At 60.5% G+C, this 15,185-nt stretch carries 16 protein-coding genes; 3 read left to right on the top strand and 13 right to left on the bottom strand.

All coding sequences use genetic code 11. The annotated features are described in order from the left end of the window. Window positions 1–4 precede the first annotated feature (4 nt). Genes K7A42_RS07600 through K7A42_RS07565 form a run of 8 tightly spaced genes read right to left on the bottom strand, consistent with a single transcriptional unit; the run spans window position 5 to window position 8,094 of the window. Window positions 5–412, bottom strand: a complete 408-nt coding sequence (locus K7A42_RS07600) for a c-type cytochrome (RefSeq protein WP_174150428.1) — start codon at window positions 410–412, stop codon at window positions 5–7. Further along, complete coding sequence (locus K7A42_RS07595; protein ID WP_282455033.1) at window positions 393–1,280, bottom strand: cytochrome c oxidase assembly protein; 888 nt, start codon at window positions 1,278–1,280, stop codon at window positions 393–395. Before K7A42_RS07595 ends, K7A42_RS07600 begins: the two co-directional genes overlap by 20 nt. Further along, entirely contained in the window at window positions 1,268–1,579 is a 312-nt protein-coding gene (locus K7A42_RS07590) for a hypothetical protein (RefSeq protein ID WP_174150429.1), read from the bottom strand. Before K7A42_RS07590 ends, K7A42_RS07595 begins: the two co-directional genes overlap by 13 nt. Next, complete coding sequence (locus tag K7A42_RS07585; protein WP_034497830.1) at window positions 1,576–2,178, bottom strand: cytochrome c oxidase subunit 3; 603 nt, start codon at window positions 2,176–2,178, stop codon at window positions 1,576–1,578. Before K7A42_RS07585 ends, K7A42_RS07590 begins: the two co-directional genes overlap by 4 nt. Beyond that, the gene (ctaD, locus tag K7A42_RS07580) at window positions 2,175–4,085 is read right to left on the bottom strand and encodes a cytochrome c oxidase subunit I (protein ID WP_174150430.1); all 1,911 of its coding nucleotides are present in this window, start codon (window positions 4,083–4,085) and stop codon (window positions 2,175–2,177) included. Before ctaD ends, K7A42_RS07585 begins: the two co-directional genes overlap by 4 nt. Further along, window positions 4,085–5,074, bottom strand: a complete 990-nt coding sequence (coxB, locus tag K7A42_RS07575) for a cytochrome c oxidase subunit II (protein ID WP_174150431.1) — start codon at window positions 5,072–5,074, stop codon at window positions 4,085–4,087. Before coxB ends, ctaD begins: the two co-directional genes overlap by 1 nt. Continuing rightward, window positions 5,071–5,673, bottom strand: a complete 603-nt coding sequence (locus K7A42_RS07570) for a c-type cytochrome (protein WP_174150432.1) — start codon at window positions 5,671–5,673, stop codon at window positions 5,071–5,073. Before K7A42_RS07570 ends, coxB begins: the two co-directional genes overlap by 4 nt. 18 nt (window positions 5,674–5,691) lie before the next feature. After that, window positions 5,692–8,094, bottom strand: a complete 2,403-nt coding sequence (locus tag K7A42_RS07565) for an FdhF/YdeP family oxidoreductase (protein WP_174150433.1) — start codon at window positions 8,092–8,094, stop codon at window positions 5,692–5,694. A 205-nt stretch (window positions 8,095–8,299) separates the two neighbouring features. Between K7A42_RS07565 and K7A42_RS07560 the strand changes: the two genes are divergently transcribed. Both K7A42_RS07560 and K7A42_RS07555 read left to right on the top strand, forming a co-directional pair. Then, window positions 8,300–9,469 carry a zinc-dependent alcohol dehydrogenase gene (locus K7A42_RS07560; protein WP_135856158.1) on the top strand — a complete coding sequence of 390 codons (1,170 nt, stop codon included), beginning with the start codon at window positions 8,300–8,302 and terminating at the stop codon, window positions 9,467–9,469. Between the two features lie 9 nt (window positions 9,470–9,478). After that, on the top strand, window positions 9,479–10,273 hold the full coding sequence (locus tag K7A42_RS07555) for an SDR family NAD(P)-dependent oxidoreductase (protein WP_174150434.1): 795 nt from the start codon (window positions 9,479–9,481) through the stop codon (window positions 10,271–10,273). 54 nt (window positions 10,274–10,327) lie between these two features. On the opposite strand, the gene K7A42_RS07550 is transcribed toward K7A42_RS07555, so the two are convergent. Next, the gene (locus K7A42_RS07550; protein ID WP_174150435.1) at window positions 10,328–10,573 is read right to left on the bottom strand and encodes a hypothetical protein; all 246 of its coding nucleotides are present in this window, start codon (window positions 10,571–10,573) and stop codon (window positions 10,328–10,330) included. A gap of 188 nt (window positions 10,574–10,761) precedes the next feature. On the opposite strand from K7A42_RS07550, the gene K7A42_RS07545 reads away from it, so the two are divergent. Beyond that, window positions 10,762–10,974, top strand: coding sequence for a hypothetical protein (locus K7A42_RS07545; protein ID WP_174150436.1), 213 nt, complete (start codon window positions 10,762–10,764; stop codon window positions 10,972–10,974). Window positions 10,975–11,025: 51 nt separating this feature from the next. Here K7A42_RS07545 and K7A42_RS07540 read toward each other — a convergent pair whose 3' ends face one another. The 4 genes from K7A42_RS07540 to K7A42_RS07525 all read right to left on the bottom strand — a co-directional run bounded on the left by K7A42_RS07540 (window position 11,026) and on the right by K7A42_RS07525 (window position 15,006). Next, window positions 11,026–11,685: a DUF6766 family protein gene (locus tag K7A42_RS07540; RefSeq protein WP_004444527.1), complete on the bottom strand. Its 660-nt coding sequence runs from the start codon at window positions 11,683–11,685 to the stop codon at window positions 11,026–11,028. A gap of 135 nt (window positions 11,686–11,820) precedes the next feature. After that, window positions 11,821–13,974, bottom strand: a complete 2,154-nt coding sequence (gene catE, locus K7A42_RS07535) for a catalase C (protein ID WP_174150437.1) — start codon at window positions 13,972–13,974, stop codon at window positions 11,821–11,823. Window positions 13,975–14,046: 72 nt separating this feature from the next. Then, on the bottom strand, window positions 14,047–14,649 hold the full coding sequence (locus K7A42_RS07530; RefSeq protein WP_006700454.1) for a general stress protein: 603 nt from the start codon (window positions 14,647–14,649) through the stop codon (window positions 14,047–14,049). Between the two features lie 39 nt (window positions 14,650–14,688). Then, window positions 14,689–15,006: a PepSY domain-containing protein gene (locus tag K7A42_RS07525; protein ID WP_112552834.1), complete on the bottom strand. Its 318-nt coding sequence runs from the start codon at window positions 15,004–15,006 to the stop codon at window positions 14,689–14,691. Window positions 15,007–15,185: the final 179 nt, after the last annotated feature.

Below are 15,185 nucleotides of genomic sequence, written 5' to 3'. Positions count from 1 at the left end.
CCCGTCAGTGAGCATAAAGATAGGCCGCGACATGGCGCGCTTCGGCCTCGGTGATACCGGTTTCGGGCATGGCGCTCTGCCGCGACAAACGCGTCGGCGAGACGATCCAGCGAATGAGGTTGTCCGGTGTGTTGTTGAGGCCGTCACCGATATAGACCCGCTGGCGAAGTGAACGTAGTTCGCCCCCCACCTTCCCGTCCGCACCGGCAACGCCGGGGATCGCGTGGCAGCCCGTGCATCCGTAGCGCCGGAAAATCCCGGGCGCCAGGCGCGCATCACCGCCAGTCATTGCCGTGGCAACGGCGCCGCGCTTTGACACGTTCTTGACGATTGCGACCGCAATGCCCGTGGCAAGCGCCGCCGAAAGCACCGCAACGAGTATAAGCCCGGTTCTAGAGAAGGGACGCGCCATATCGGTCCTCCCTGCCCGACCGGGAAATCCACATCGCCAGCATCGCGAGTGCCGCCCCGGCATAGATGACACCGCTGGGCACCCACATCAGGAGACCGGCAAGCTGCTGGTCCTCGAAGGGCGTCAGGCCCCATGCCGGCGCGTCTCGGGTCTGGGCCACGTAAATCACCTGTGGCGCCAGCGCGATCAGGGCGCCGAGAATGCTGGTATGCATCATCGTGACAAACAGGTGCCAGGCCGCAAGCCCCCGGTCCGCGCGCCAGAAAACTGCCCACCAGAACAAGATCGCGGTCAGAAAGAAAAAGAGATGCTGTATCCGGTGCAGTGGCACGTCGCTCACCGTCGCATCGAACAGCGCAGGCGCATGCCAGCCCCAGATGGCAAGCCCGTGCAGAGATGTTGCCACAGCCCCGCCGGAAAGAACATTCCAGCTGGCCCGCACGCGCCTGTCGGTCATCACCGCAGCCATACGACGACGAACCATGCGCGGCATACTCCAGAGAAGGATACCGACGGGGCGCGCCAGAACGATCAGCGGCGCGGCAACCGCCATTACCATCTCGTGCTCTATCATGTGGAACGTAAACAGGTGCTCGCCCATGGAATGGATCGGAGAGACAAGTGCAGCAACCAGAACAAGCCAGCCGCCGGAAAAGGCGAAGGCGGACCTCGCCATCCACCGGCTGGTGCCCGACCGTCTCCGCAGCCGAAAAAAACCGGTACTGAAAAGGCCGGCTGCGACAAGCAGCGGTCCGATGATCCAGCCATCGAAAGTCCATATCATCGCCGTCGGATGCGCCTCCCCCTCATGGGCCGAGAGCGGCTCGGCGCTGACCAGCAACAGAAAGATCAGTGTCAGCGCGCGCATGGGTTCAGCAGCAATGTCGCTGCCCCCTGAAGAAGGAGTGCGAAGGAAAAAACCAGCGCGACGAGGACGCCCAACGACATCAGGAACATCGCCATCCGCGATGCCGTGGAACTCCGGCCCCTTTCCGAAAGAACGCCGCAGGTAACCGCTATCCCGGCAGAGAGGAAGGCAGCGATAGCTGTAAAGCCCGTCCGGCTGCCGCAATCGACCGCCGGCAAGATCTGGCCGAGCTGCGTGTTGAACGCCCAGATCAGGGGAGCGCCGAACAGTCCGGCAATATCGAGGGTTTTCAGGGTCATAGCCGTGGTATCCAGTAAAGGCAGGCGTAAAGCGGAAGCCAGGTCACGACGACGAAATTCCAGTAGAGCGCGTTGTCCTCCACATCGCCGTAACGGCGGGCGCTGTCGCCATTCCGGGTAAACATCAGGCAGGTCAGGACGATGGTATCGATGAGGTCGGTCAGAATATGGGTCGTGTGCAGTCCGAGGATCGTCCACACGATCGATCCATAGGCATTGTCATCCCACTTCACCTGGAGGGCTGGGAACTCAAAGGCGCGCACCGCCAGCAGGACAAACCCGATTGCGGACATGACGACTAAACCGAAACGGACGTGAACAAGCCGCCTCTGCCTGGCCCAGCGACTGACGAGGACATTCGGAACGACGCTGACGACAAGCAGCGCTGTCAGCACCGTGCCGGCTGAAAGATCCGGCGGCGGGGCGTCGATCGGCCATCGTGGCGCCAGGCTCATCAGGTAGAAATAAACGGCGACCGCCAGCGCGAAGCCCGTTCCTTCGATCAGCATGAAGGCGCAGGTTCCCCACCATGTGGGGCTGGCGGTGCCGTTGCCGGACATCGGCAGCTTGGAGACATCGAGCGCGACACGTTCCTTCATGCTTCCTCCTCCACCATTCCTTTCGGCCAGAACCAGCCGATCAGCGCTACAGCAATCGGGATCGATCCCCAGACGACTGCCCAAGGGGAGAACATGGACCAGATGAGCATGATGGACGTTGCGATGGCCGCCCAGAACGGCCACACGGAGTCCGTCGGGGACGCTTCGCGGGCTTCGGGCAGCGCCTCGACGACGCTGGTGACCAGAATTTCACGGCGATCCACCCGCATCCCCGCGACAACAGGCAGTTCTCCGGTGTTCTCCCACAGTGGATCGCGGCTTCCCACCACGGGTATGGAGCGGAAATTGAAGGGCGGCGGCGGAGAGGCGGTTGCCCATTCCAGCGTGGCGGCGCCCCAGGGATTGTCCCCGGCGGGACGGCCTTTGGCAAAGCTTCGGACGATATCGATGAAAAAGACGAGAAAACCTGTCGCGAGCACGACGGCGCTGAGGCTCACGAAGAGGTTGAGGCCCGCCCATGGCATCTCCAGCTGGTAGGTATAGATGCGTCGCGGCATTCCCTGCAGACCGAGAATATGCATTGGAAAAAACGTCAGGTGGAAGCCGACGAAGATCAGCCAGAAGCTGATGCGGCCGAGCGTTTCGCTCATCATCCGCCCTGTCATTTTTGGAAACCAGTAATAGACGGCTCCGATCAGGGGAAAAACGGCGCCCCCGATCAGGACGTAGTGAAAATGCGCGACCACGAAATAGGTGTCGTGAACCTGTGTGTCGAAGGGCACGGACGCCACCATGACGCCCGTCAGACCGCCGATGACAAAGGTGACGATGAAGCCGATGATGAAAAGAAGCGGGGTCTTGAAAATCGGCCGCCCGGCCCACAATGTTGCCAGCCAGCAGAATATCTGCACGCCGGCCGGCACGGAAATCGCCATGCTGGAGGCAGTGAAGAAACTTTCTCCGAGTTTCGGCAGGCCAGCCACAAACATGTGATGCACCCAGAGACCGAAAGACAGGACACCGGTTGCGACAAGCGCCATGACCATGGGCATGTAACCGAATATCGGCCGGCCGACAAAGGCGGGCAGGATGGTGGAGACCATGCCCACAGCCGGCAGGAAGATGATGTAGACCTCCGGATGTCCGAAAAACCAGAAGACATGCTGCCACAGGAGCACGTCCCCTCCTTCGGCCGGATTGTAGAAATGGGTGCCGACGAGACGATCCATGATCATCGTGGAACTGGCGAACATGATCGCGGGCATGGCGATGATGACGAGAAAGGCCATGACCACCATTGCCCAGACGAGAAGCGGAATCCGGTCGAGCGACATGCCGGGGGCGCGCTGCTTGAAGACCGTCACCACGATTTCCACCGCAATGGAGAGCGCGGAAAGCTCCGTAAAGGTTATCATCTGAGCCCATATGTCGGCGCGTTTGCCCGCGCCATATTCCGGACCCGCGAGCGGCACATAGGCGAACCAGCCGACATCAGGCGCGCTGTCCAGCACGAACGAGACCCAGAGAAGCAGCCCGCCCACAAGGAATACCCAGTAGGAATAGGCGTTCAGCCGGGGAAAGGCGATGTTGCGCGTCCCGACCATCAATGGCACGAAATAAACCGCCATCGCCTCCATGACCGGCACGGCGAAGAGGAACATCATGTTCGCGCCATGCATGGTGAATATCTGATTGTACCGGTCCGGGTCGATAAAACGCGCTTCGGGCGTTGCCAGCTGCAGGCGCATGACGAGAGCAAGCAGGCCGCCGAGTATCAGGAACACGAAGGCCGTGACGATATATCGCCGGGCTACCACCTTGTGGTCGACAGTACCAATCGCGCCCCAGAAACCGCGGCTCGACCCCCATGTTTTTTCGAGCGCGCTCTCCATGCCGGGAACCGGCAGATCGGTATCCATGAGGATGGAGGCCTGTTTTCCCGCCATCAGTCGAGCCCCTCCATATAGGCGGAAACCTGCCGCAACTCTTCCCCGGAGAGCGGCACCAGCGGCATGTTGTTGCCCGGTTTCAACGTCTGTGGATCGGCGATCCATGCGGCAAGCGAGCCGCGTGTGGTCTCCAGCAGGCCTGCGCCGATCGTCCGGCGGCTGCCGACATGGGTAAGATCAGGCCCCGTGGTGCCGGCGGCCGGCGTTCCCCTGACGGTGTGGCAGGCGGCGCATTGCTTGCGCAGGAACACGGCCTTCCCGGCCAGAGCATCTGCGTCTTGCGGCATGGCGGCCTCCGCCTTCTGCTTATTGGCCCACCGGCGATAGGTCGCCTCGTCATCGGCCATGACCATGAAAGCCATGTGGCTGTGCTGAAGGCCGCAGAACTCCGCGCATTGGCCCCGGTAAACACCCGGCCTGTCAGCGCGAAACCCAAGCGTATTCTCCCGTCCCGGAACGAGGTCCATCTTGCCGGCAAGGCTGGGCACCCAGAAGGAATGAATTACATCCGGGCTTTCGAGCAAGACCCGGACATTCCGCCCGACCGGGATGTGCATTTCGTTGGCGGTCTGAAAACCGCCATCCGGTGTCGCATCTTCGTATATGAACTGCCACCACCATTGCTGGGCGCGAACACGTATCGTCAAGTCTGCCTCGCCGGTGAAGCTGATGGCCCGCGTTGCAAGAAAGCTCGTAAGCGTCAGGCCGGCGACAATGAAAACCGTCATCATCACCGCGCCCGTGACGAAAAGCTGCAATCGCTTGCCACTTGCCGTCTCGTCCTGCGCCACCCGCCGGCTTCTGACGAGAGACAGGATCAGGATCGCGATCACTGCCAGCCACACGACGAGGCTCACCACCACGATGAAGAGGATCAGATTCTTCAACATCGACGCTGACGGCCCTGCAGCGTTCAGCACCGACTGAACGTCGCCGCACCCCGAAAGCAGGGTAAGGACAGCAAGGAGAGCGGCGACGATCTTCAAGGCACCGGCTCCTCCGGTCTTTTCCACGCCGACCCTTCGTTGAAGAGGATGGCAGCAGGCGCCCGGTTCTCAGCCGGACGGGTCTGACGGTCGTCATTACGGGCCGGGGCCGCCACCGATGGCGAATAGGCCCCGATGGTTCTCACATATCCTGCAAGCTGCCAGATCTCTTCAGTCGTCATTCTGGCGCGGAAAGGCGGCATGCCGTGCGGCCGGCCATCCCTGATCGACGCCGCGACAGAGACCATGGATGGTCCATAAATCCATTGACCGTCGAGAAACGATGGACCTTTGCCGCCTTCGCCTTCACCGTGGCAAGCCGGGCATCCGAACCATGAATAGAGGCGTTTTCCCTGGGAAAGATCATAAGCACCGTTTTCGAACGGCCTGCCGAGAGCAAAATAAACTTCCGGCGGCGCGCCGGCCACGGGAACGGGCATGAAGCGCAATCGCTCAAGCGCTGCCGTTACGGGAGGGTCGCTGCGGAATGTTCGCGGTTCACGCCAGTAACCCATGATCGCCGCTGCCCCGATCAAAGAACCGCAAAGAGCGGACCATAGAAGTGTCGCTGAACGATTGGCCTTTTCCGTCCTCCGCATCCCGCACCTCGAGTATCCTCAGTTGGAAGGAACCGTGGTTGACGGCGTCAATCGGACGGGCAGCAGCTTGTATGATGGCGTCTTTGCTTTCGGACTATGATGGCTCAGCGGAAACAACGGGTTGGTTTCCGGAAAATAGCCAGCACAACAGCCATGGGGAATAGCATAGGCAACGATCCTGAACCCGCGGACGGCCCTTGGCGTCTGCGGCTCGATTGCCGTAACGATATCGACGATATCACCGTCGGCAAACCCAAGCAGGGCGATGTCATCGACATTCATGAACAGAACCTGCCGCGTTCCTTCCACGCCGCGAAAACGGTCGCTATAGCCGTAGACGGTCGTATTGAACTGGTCGTTGGATCGCAACGTTGACAGGTGCAGGACGTCCGGACCCGACGCCTCTGGCGGAAATTCGGGGAAAAGGCGGTCGGGCGTCAGGAAATTCGCCTTGCCGCTTGAGGTTACCCATTTTCGTTCCCTTGCGGGCAATGGGCGCGGGATGCCCCCGGGTTTGAAAAGCCGTTCGTTGAAGTTCTTGAAGGTTTCCGGATAGGTTTGCTCTATGGCGTCGCGAATGCGCGAATAATCGTGAACCCATTGCTGCCAAGGTACGTTGCCGCGCGTCAACGTCGCCACGGCCATGCCGGCAATGATCGCCGGTTCCGAGAGCAACTCCCGGCTGGCCGGCTTTGCCCTGCCACGCGAACCATGGAAATGCGCAACGGAACTTTCCATGGAGACGGCCTGGGGGCCTGTCGCCTGTTCATCGATTTCGATGCGTCCGAGACAGGGAAGCAGAAAGGCGATCTCGCCGTGAATGACGTGGCTGCGATTGAGTTTCGTTGCGATCTGGACCGTCAGCCGCAGCTTGCGCCACGCGGCTTCCATCGCCTCGGTTTCCGGCGCTGCCCGCAAAAAATTGCCGCCGAGGCTGATGAAAGCCTTTGTTTCCCCGGCGAGAATGGATTTGCAGCTGTCAACCGTCGAGTGGCCTTCCCACGCGGGCGGCTGGAACTGGTATAGGTCGGCGAGCTTGTCCAGCGGCACGAGGCCGGGTTTTTCCGTAATGCCGACTGTACGCTGGCCCTGCACATTCGAATGGCCCCTGACGGCACAGATATTTGCACCCGGCTTCCCGATATTGCCGCGCAGCAGCGCGAGGTTGGCAACCATGTGAACGTTCTCCACGCCCATCACATGCTGGGTGAGGCCCATGCCATAGACCATCATCACCGCGTCGGAATCCGCATATATGGCGGCGGCTTCCATCATCTCCTCGCGGGTCAGGCCTGAAACGCGCTCCAGCTCCTCCCATTCATGGCGGCGGGCTGCAGCGGCGAAATCGTCAAAACCCGCCGTGTGCTCGGCAAGAAAATCATGATCGAGCACATGCTTCTTGTCAGCCGCGGCAATGGCGGCGGCAAATGCCACCGCCGCCGCATTGGCCGGATCGCGCGGCTGCCCATCCGAGCCGGAAACCTTGCTTGCGCCACTCGCATGCAGCACGTCGTCCGCCTCGATAAGCGCCTTGCAGATGCCAAACAGGGCAGCGATATCGCCGCCATTCTTCACCTGGTAATACTTCGTCGAGATCGGCGTCGCGGGGGTCGCCAGCATCTGGCCGGGCGACTGCGGGTTGACGAAGCGCTCCAGCCCCGGCTCCCGCAGCATGTTGAATGTCAGTATCTTCACGCCGCGGTCGACCGCATCCTGCAGATCGTGCAGCAGTCGCGGCGAGGATGTTCCGACATTCTGCGCCATATAGAAAATGCAGTCGCAATTCTGGAAATCCGAAAGGATCGCCGTTCCCACGGAAGCGCCGATGCTTTCGGGCAGGCCGACGGACGAGCTTTCATGGCACATGTTGGACGAGTCCGGAAGATTGTTACTGCCATAGATGCGGGCAAAGAGCTGGTACATGTAAGATGCTTCCAGCGAGGCGCGGCCTGAGGTGTAAAACTCCGCCTGCTGCGGCGCGATAGCGCGCAGCTCCCGGCCGATCTCCTCGAATGCGGCCTGCCAGCTGACCGGCAGATATCTATCCGTGGCCGCGTCCCAACGCATCGGCTGGGTCAGCCTGCCCTGCTCTTCCAGATCGTAGTCGCGCCAGCCCTCCAGTTCGGCAAGGGTGTGTCTGGCGAAAAACGCACTGTCGGCGCGTCGGTTCGTTATTTCCCACGCGGTGGCTTTCGCGCCATTTTCGCAAAATTCCAAGGGATGGGTCTTGGCCGGTTTCGCCCAGGCGCAGCTGACGCACATGTATCCCTGCGGCTTGTTCTGGTGTTTCAGCAATGTCGGACCGGACAGGGGAACATGTTCCCTTAACAGCACCTCTCCCACCGACTTGGCCGATCCCCAGCCGCCGGCCGGACCGGGCTTAAACCCGATATCGGGAGCTGCCTTGCGTCGTGATGTCATGATCGATGAACTCCCGAATTGCTGAGTAACCGAACCTCTGAAAGCGCGGCGGGTTTCCGTTCTCTAAAAAAAATTCCGCCCTGCCTTGTCGCCGGGAGCGAGAAGGTCCCGGTGCCGCGGGGAACTTTCGCGCGGACACCCGGTTAGGCACCCGCTCGACAAAGGGCGGCTTCTGACAACCCAGCAGACAATGAAGGTGAGCGACATGAAGGCACTGACCTGGCACGGCAAACACGACATTCGCTGCGAAAGCGTTCCCGATCCGAAAATCGAGCATGGGCGCGATGCGATCATCAAGGTCACGGCCTGCGCGATCTGCGGCTCAGACCTCCACCTCTATAATGGCATCATGCCGGACATGCACAGCGGCGACATCATGGGCCACGAAACCATGGGCGAGGTGGTTGACGTCGGTAAGGACAATACCGCGCTCAAGGTCGGAGACCGCGTGGTCGTCCCCTTCACCATCGCCTGCGGCGAGTGCTTCTTCTGCAAGCGTGGCTATTATTCCGGCTGCGAACGCAGCAATCCGGATCCGCACAAGGTGCGGAAGATGTGGGGCAATTCGCCTGCCGGCCTGTTCGGTTACACCCATCTTCTCGGTGGCTTCAGCGGCGGCCAGGCGGAATATATGCGGGTGCCTTACGCCGATGTCGGGCCGATAAAGGTTCCGGACGGTCTGACCGACGAGCAGGTCCTCTTCCTGTCCGACATCTTTCCGACCGGCTATATGGCCGCGGACTTCTGCAACATCCAGCCGGGCGATACGATTGCCATCTGGGGCTGCGGTCCGGTGGGTCAGATGGCGATCCGTTCCGCCTTTCTCCTCGGTGCTGAACGGGTCATCGCCATCGACGCCGTGCAGGAGAGGCTCGATCTCGCGGCGAAAGCCGGCGCGATGACGCTCAATTACCTCGACGAGGACATTTACGACCGCATCATGGAACTGACCCATGGTCGCGGCGCGGATGCCTGTATCGATGCGGTGGGAACGGAGCCCGATCCCGCGGCAGGATGGGATTCGAGGATCGACCGCATCAAGGTCGCCACCTTCATGGGGACCGACCGGCCGCATGTCCTTCGTCAGGCAATCTATTGCTGCCGCAATTTCGGTACGGTCTCGCTGGTCGGCGTCTATGGCGGTCTTCTTGACAAGATTCCCATGGGTTCCGCCATCAATCGCGGCCTGACGTTCAAGATGGCGCAGACGCCCGTTCAGGCCTACCTCCCCAACCTCATGGGCCGCATCGAAAGAGGCGAAATCGACCCGTCCTTCGTCATTACCCATCGCGCCACCCTCGATGAAGGACCCGATCTCTACAACACCTTCAGCCACCGCGACGATGGCTGCATCAAAGTCGTCCTGAAGCCATAGGAGGTGATCATGAGCAGGGAAGAATCCACCAAGGGCCTTGCGGTCGTCACCGGCGCTTCGTCCGGCATCGGTTATGAACTCGCCCGGTGCGCCGCGCAGGATGGTTACGATCTCATCATCGTGGCCGATGAAAATGACATCGATGCCGCGGCCACCCGACTGCGCGCGGCCGGCACGCAGGTGGAAGCGGTGCGGGCCGATCTTTCGACACAGGCGGGCGTGGAGGAGCTTCTCGCCCGCATCACCGCCTCGTCGCGGCCAGTCGATCTTCTGTTCGCCAACGCAGGACAGGGCCTGGGCGATGGCTTTCTCGATCAGAGAATGGAGGACATCCAGCGGGTCATCGCCACCAATATCAGCGGCACGATTGCGCTGGTTCATGCCCTTGCAGGCCGAATGCGCCAGCGTGGCAATGGACGTATCCTGTTTACGGGTTCCATCGCCGGTTTCATGCCGGGCACGTTTCAGGCGGTCTATAATGCCACCAAAGCGTTCATCAACTCCTTTTCCTTCGCGCTGCGCGAAGAACTTGATGGCACGGGTGTCACGGTAACCTGTCTGATGCCGGGCGCGACGGACACGGAGTTCTTCGAGCGTGCGGACATGCTAGACACCCCCGTTGGCAGACAGAAGAAGGACGATCCCGGTTTCGTGGCCAAAACCGGCTATGAGGCGATGATGAATGGTGAGGGCGATGTCGTGTCCGGCTGGAAAAACAAGCTGATGTCGGCGATGGCCAATGTAACGCCGGCGGAAACGCTCGCCAGACAACACCGCAAGATGGCAGAGCCGGATGGGAAATAGCCTCGCAGCACTTCCGGCGCCACCAAGCCACATCCGGCCCGACCGGACTTCACCTCAATCATCCGTGCCGCGCTTGTGGTGCGGGCTTTCCTGATTTTCACCGCGCAGCATCTGGCGATCATCCTTATCTGTTAATTCCGCATTGCCACCGCGAAGTTTCTCCGCCCCTCGGCGGGCATCCCGTTCTTCCTTCGACCGCTTCAGTTCCGCCTCGGCATTAAAATCATCATCGGCGTTAGCGGTGTTCTCGCGTTTTTCGATGATGCGGAGCTGTTGTTCATGCGTTTTTGGACCGGCCATCGTTGCGCCTCCTGTTATCTGTTCGTGCGTCCGCGCCGTCGTTCAAGACAAAGCCCCCTTCCCGTGCGATCACGAACCACGGAGGGCGACAGAAGTTCCGGAACGAAAAGGCATGGGGGAAGTTCGGGAGCGACGGGTGGCGGCCTCGACTGCCGCAGCAGCCCATCCGACGCCAAGAGGAGGCGATAATGGCACATGCAGACAGGAAACACTTCGGAAAAGCCACGCAGGGGAAAGGTACCGGCGCCGGCGCAATGACCGAGCTGGACAAGGGAAGCATTGAGGAAAACCAGATCCTTTCCAACCGCGACAAGAAGCAGCATTCGAAAGAGCGGGGCCAGGACGGTGCCGCCATCAAGACCGATCAGGAACAGGACCACGCCGCCAACAGGCGTCCCTAGGATAAACGCTGACGGGGGCGGTCAGACTTTGGGATCCACCCCCTCTGCCTTTCACCCGCCGGTTTCGCTATGGGGTGCTGCCACAGGCTTGGATTCGGGCGACCGCCTGAACCGCAGGAAGATGGACAGGACGATCAGGACAGCGGTGGACAGGAATTCCGACTGCCAGTTCTGGAAGGACTCGAACCAGAACTCAACGCTTCCCAGATGTGCCATCAATGTCGTCGCCGGTTCGCCATGCAGGCGTGCCTCCACTGCCGCGGCATCGGCGCTGTATCTCAGATGCAGCAGGAAGCTCGCTACAAAAAGAACAAACAGCGCCACGCCGAGCGAATAGGAATAGACGACACGAATGATGCCGCCGGCCCTGACCGCCCATGGTGCATCAGGGTCGTTTTTCTTGCGTGAAGGGTCCTCGTCTTGCGCTGTCGGCTCATCGGGATCCTTGGATTCTGCGGACCCGCGCTGGAACAGGAATGCCGTCAACACCACATAGGCCGACATCTGCAAAAATTCGCTTTCCCAGTTTTCGAACAGCGCCGAAAGGAAATGCCCGCTCGTGGCGTAGGACAAAAGCGTGAGCGGTTTATCATGATGTTGTACGAGTTCATCATTGTGAACGACCCAGCCTGTGGCGAACATGCCGCCGATCGTCAGCAGTGATGCAAGGACAAGGACGATGGTCAATCCGTTGTCGCGGACAAGCTTCATAATCAGACCTCGCTTTGGACAAGACCTCCGGGTGAGAAGTGCCGCCAAATGTGGCGGCACTTTCGTCTGCCGGTGCTGCGGCGCACTGGCCGCGGGCGGCGCTCCCTGAACGATGAGGGCACGCCGCCGGTTGCGTTATCCGTTAGCGACAGGGACTGATGCCTTCCCAAGCTTGACCGACGGTTCGCGCGCCCAAACGCGCAACTTGCCGAGTTCGGAAACAAAGGCTGCCAACCCGTCTTCTTCCGGCAAAGGCAAGACGCCTTCATCCATGGCATCGGCAATTCCGGCCTTTTCCAGCAATGGCAGGGCCGACTGGTCATAACCGATAAACTTGCAGTGCTGGAACGCATCCGCGACAAAATCCCGGGCCGTTGCTTCCTTGACGAGATCGTCGATGGCCTCTGCCGATGTCAACAAGGCCACCGCATCAAAGAGAACCGAAGGACCGCCATCGATCATGTAATGCGCTTTAATGAGAGTGCCGTCCGAAGCCACGGCGCCCCCGACTTTAGGCGCGATCAACTCGAAGACGGCCTTCTCGGCCGTAACAGCCTCGGTCAGCCCCTGCAGCAATTTTGCGTCGACGCCATCCGTAATGAGAATGCCGAGCTTTCGTCCTTCGAAACGTTGCGGCCCTCGATTGACGATGCTGAGGGCGGGTGAGGGCTCCAGGTCCTGTCGGGTCGGCACTGCCGCCTCCGCCGGTTTAGGCATCGTCTGGAAACCAAGCTTCTGGGCAACGGTCGACGCAAGCGTTTCATCGATGTTGAGGAGGTGTGACACCATCCGTTCACGTATGGCGACCGTCTCCACCCTGCTCAGCTCGAAAGTGAGGGCGGAGGCGATATGGCGCTGTTCGGGAGGAGTCTGGCTGAGATAGAATTGCCTCGCCTGACTATAGTGATCTGCGAAGCTCTCCGGCCGCAATCTCGCCTTGGCGCCCTGCTCTTCGCCTGCAAAATGTGTAAAGCCGCGCGCTGGCGATTCTCGCGGGCCTTCGCCAAAGGAGTTTGGCTGATAATTGGCGCGCCCGGTTGGATTGCGCATCGCCATGTGGCCATCCTGCTGGAAATGCGCGAAGGGACACTTGGGCGCATTGATGGGCAGGTGCGTGAAGTTCGGCCCGCCGAGACGCTTCAATTGTGTATCGAGATAGGAGAAATTTCTTCCCTGCAGCAGCGGGTCGTTACTGAAATCGATCCCCGGCGGCACGTTCTGCGTCATGAACGCCACCTGTTCGGTTTCGGCAAAGAAGTTGTCTGGCATGCGGTCGAGAACCAGCCTGCCGACCGGCTGCGGCGGCAATATCTCCTCGGGAATGATTTTGGTGGGATCGAGGACATCGAAATCAAAGCTGTCGGCGAAATCCTGGTCGAAAAGCTGGACCTGCAACTCCCATTCCGGAAAATTGCCGGACTGGATGGCCGCCCAGAGATCGCGACGGTGGAAATCGGGATCGGCACCATTGATCTTCACCGCCTCGTTCCACGCCACGGATTGGAGACCCAGCTTCGGCTTCCAGTGAAACTTCACGAAAGTCGACTGGTTTTTCGCGTTGATGAAACGGAAGGTGTGCACGCCGAACCCTTCCATGAACCGGAACGACCGCGGAATGGTGCGGTCGGACATGATCCACATGACCATGTTCATGCTTTCGGGCGTGAGGCTGATGAAATCCCAGAACGTATCATGAGCCGTTTGCGCCTGCGGAAAGTCGCGGTCTGGCTCCTGTTTTGCGGCATGGATGAGGTCGGGAAATTTGATGGCGTCCTGGATGAAGAATACCGGGATATTGTTGCCGACGAGATCCCAGTTGCCTTCCTGCGTATAAAGCTTGACGGCGAAGCCGCGCACGTCGCGCGCAAGATCGAAAGAGCCCTTATTGCCGGCCACGGTCGAAAAACGCACGAAAGCCGGGGTTTTTTCGCCCGCACGCTGGAAGAGATCCGCTTTCGTGTAGGCGGCTAGGGAATCGTAGGTCTCGAAATAGCCATGGGCCCCATAACCGCGGGCATGAACGACACGTTCTGGAATTCGCTCATGATCGAAATGAAAGAGCTTTTCCCTGAAATGGAAATCGTCCATGACAAGCGGGCCACGAGGACCGACGCGAAGCGTATTCTGGTCGTCGGCGACTGGCCCGCCCTGCGCTGTCGTCAAGACGGGTGCGTCGCCTTCGGCGGTCTGGTGCAACTCGCCGCCCTCGCCGCGGGAAAGTTTCTGGTCGTGGATCGTAACAACGTCGCTTTTTCCCGCCGATGCGGTGGTGTCCGGTTTTTTGGCCATGGTAACTCCTGAAAGCTTTTCGCAAGGGCGTGGCAGGACGCCACGCCCGGTGGGCGGTGAGGAATGCTCCTGTCAAAGCGCCGAGCGGCGATATCGGTTCCGCTCCTGCTCAACATCTTCAGCGGCGTAGGGCCTCGACGTTTCGTCAAAACGCGTCCAGCCCTCCTGACCATAGGCCGAACGCCGTTCGAAGGGATCGACCCAGTTCGAGCGTCGGAGGATAGCCTCCGCCTCAGGCACAAAATCGTCTTCAACCCGCGCAGTGACGAGAGTTCCGCCTCTGCGCACGCCCTCCGCATAGACATTGGCGTCCTCTTCCGAAACGCCTGAGCGGGTCATGGCTCCGATCAATCCGCCAGTGGCTCCTCCGGCAACAGCACCGCCTGCCGCACCGACGGCGGTGGCGGCCAGCCAGCCAGCGGCGACGACGGGTCCGACACCGGGTATAGCCATCATGCCGAGGCCCGTCAGCAGGCCGCCGGCGCCGCCGACAATGGCCCCGATGCCGGCACCGGTGCCGGCACCTTCAGCGGCTTTGCTGTCCTCGCCGTGGCGTCTGTCGGCGTTACTGGCCACAATGCTGATGTCGCTTGAGGGGATGCCCGCGCGCTCGAGTTCGCTGACGGCGTTACTTGCATCATCATAATCATCAAAAAGTGCAGTTACGGTTCTCATCATGTTTCTCCCAAAAATCCGTGCGCTTACGTTCTGCCCTCACCTGGCGACAACGTTGCCCTGGTAATCGAGTGCTATGGCCACGGTTTTTCCGTCTTTCATTCCCGATGCCATCCACACGCCCTTGTCATTCTTGGTGAGGCCTGTGATCCCGGTGTAACCGGACTCCTCCATCCGCTTCTTCGCCTGCGCCTCCGTGAAGCTGTTGGCGCCTTCCACCGGAGCCGTCGGATTTTTCGTGTCCGGCGTCACAACCGCCGGCGTATCACCACCGGGATTGGCTGTCGTAGCCTGCTGGGCAAAGGCCGATACAGCCCCGGCTCCAACAAACAACGCCATGAAAAAAGTCTTCTTCATTTGGGTCTTCCTCCCTTTTCACCATCAGCCATACTTCCCGTCGGAAACGGTGCCTTTCCGGCCCGGGAAAGGCGCCTTCCGAACAAAGCGGGAGGCGGAGAGTTCCAAAAAATAATGAGGGGGGGGTGCCGCTTGAACCGTCGCCTCCGCGCGGCGACCGAGGCGGTGCCTGTTCACCA

The organism is Agrobacterium sp. InxBP2 (assembly GCF_026191755.1).
Classification (GTDB): domain Bacteria; phylum Pseudomonadota; class Alphaproteobacteria; order Rhizobiales; family Rhizobiaceae; genus Agrobacterium; species Agrobacterium pusense.
Note: the sequence above shows the minus strand (reverse complement) of the source record. Positions and strands in the feature narration are given on the sequence as shown.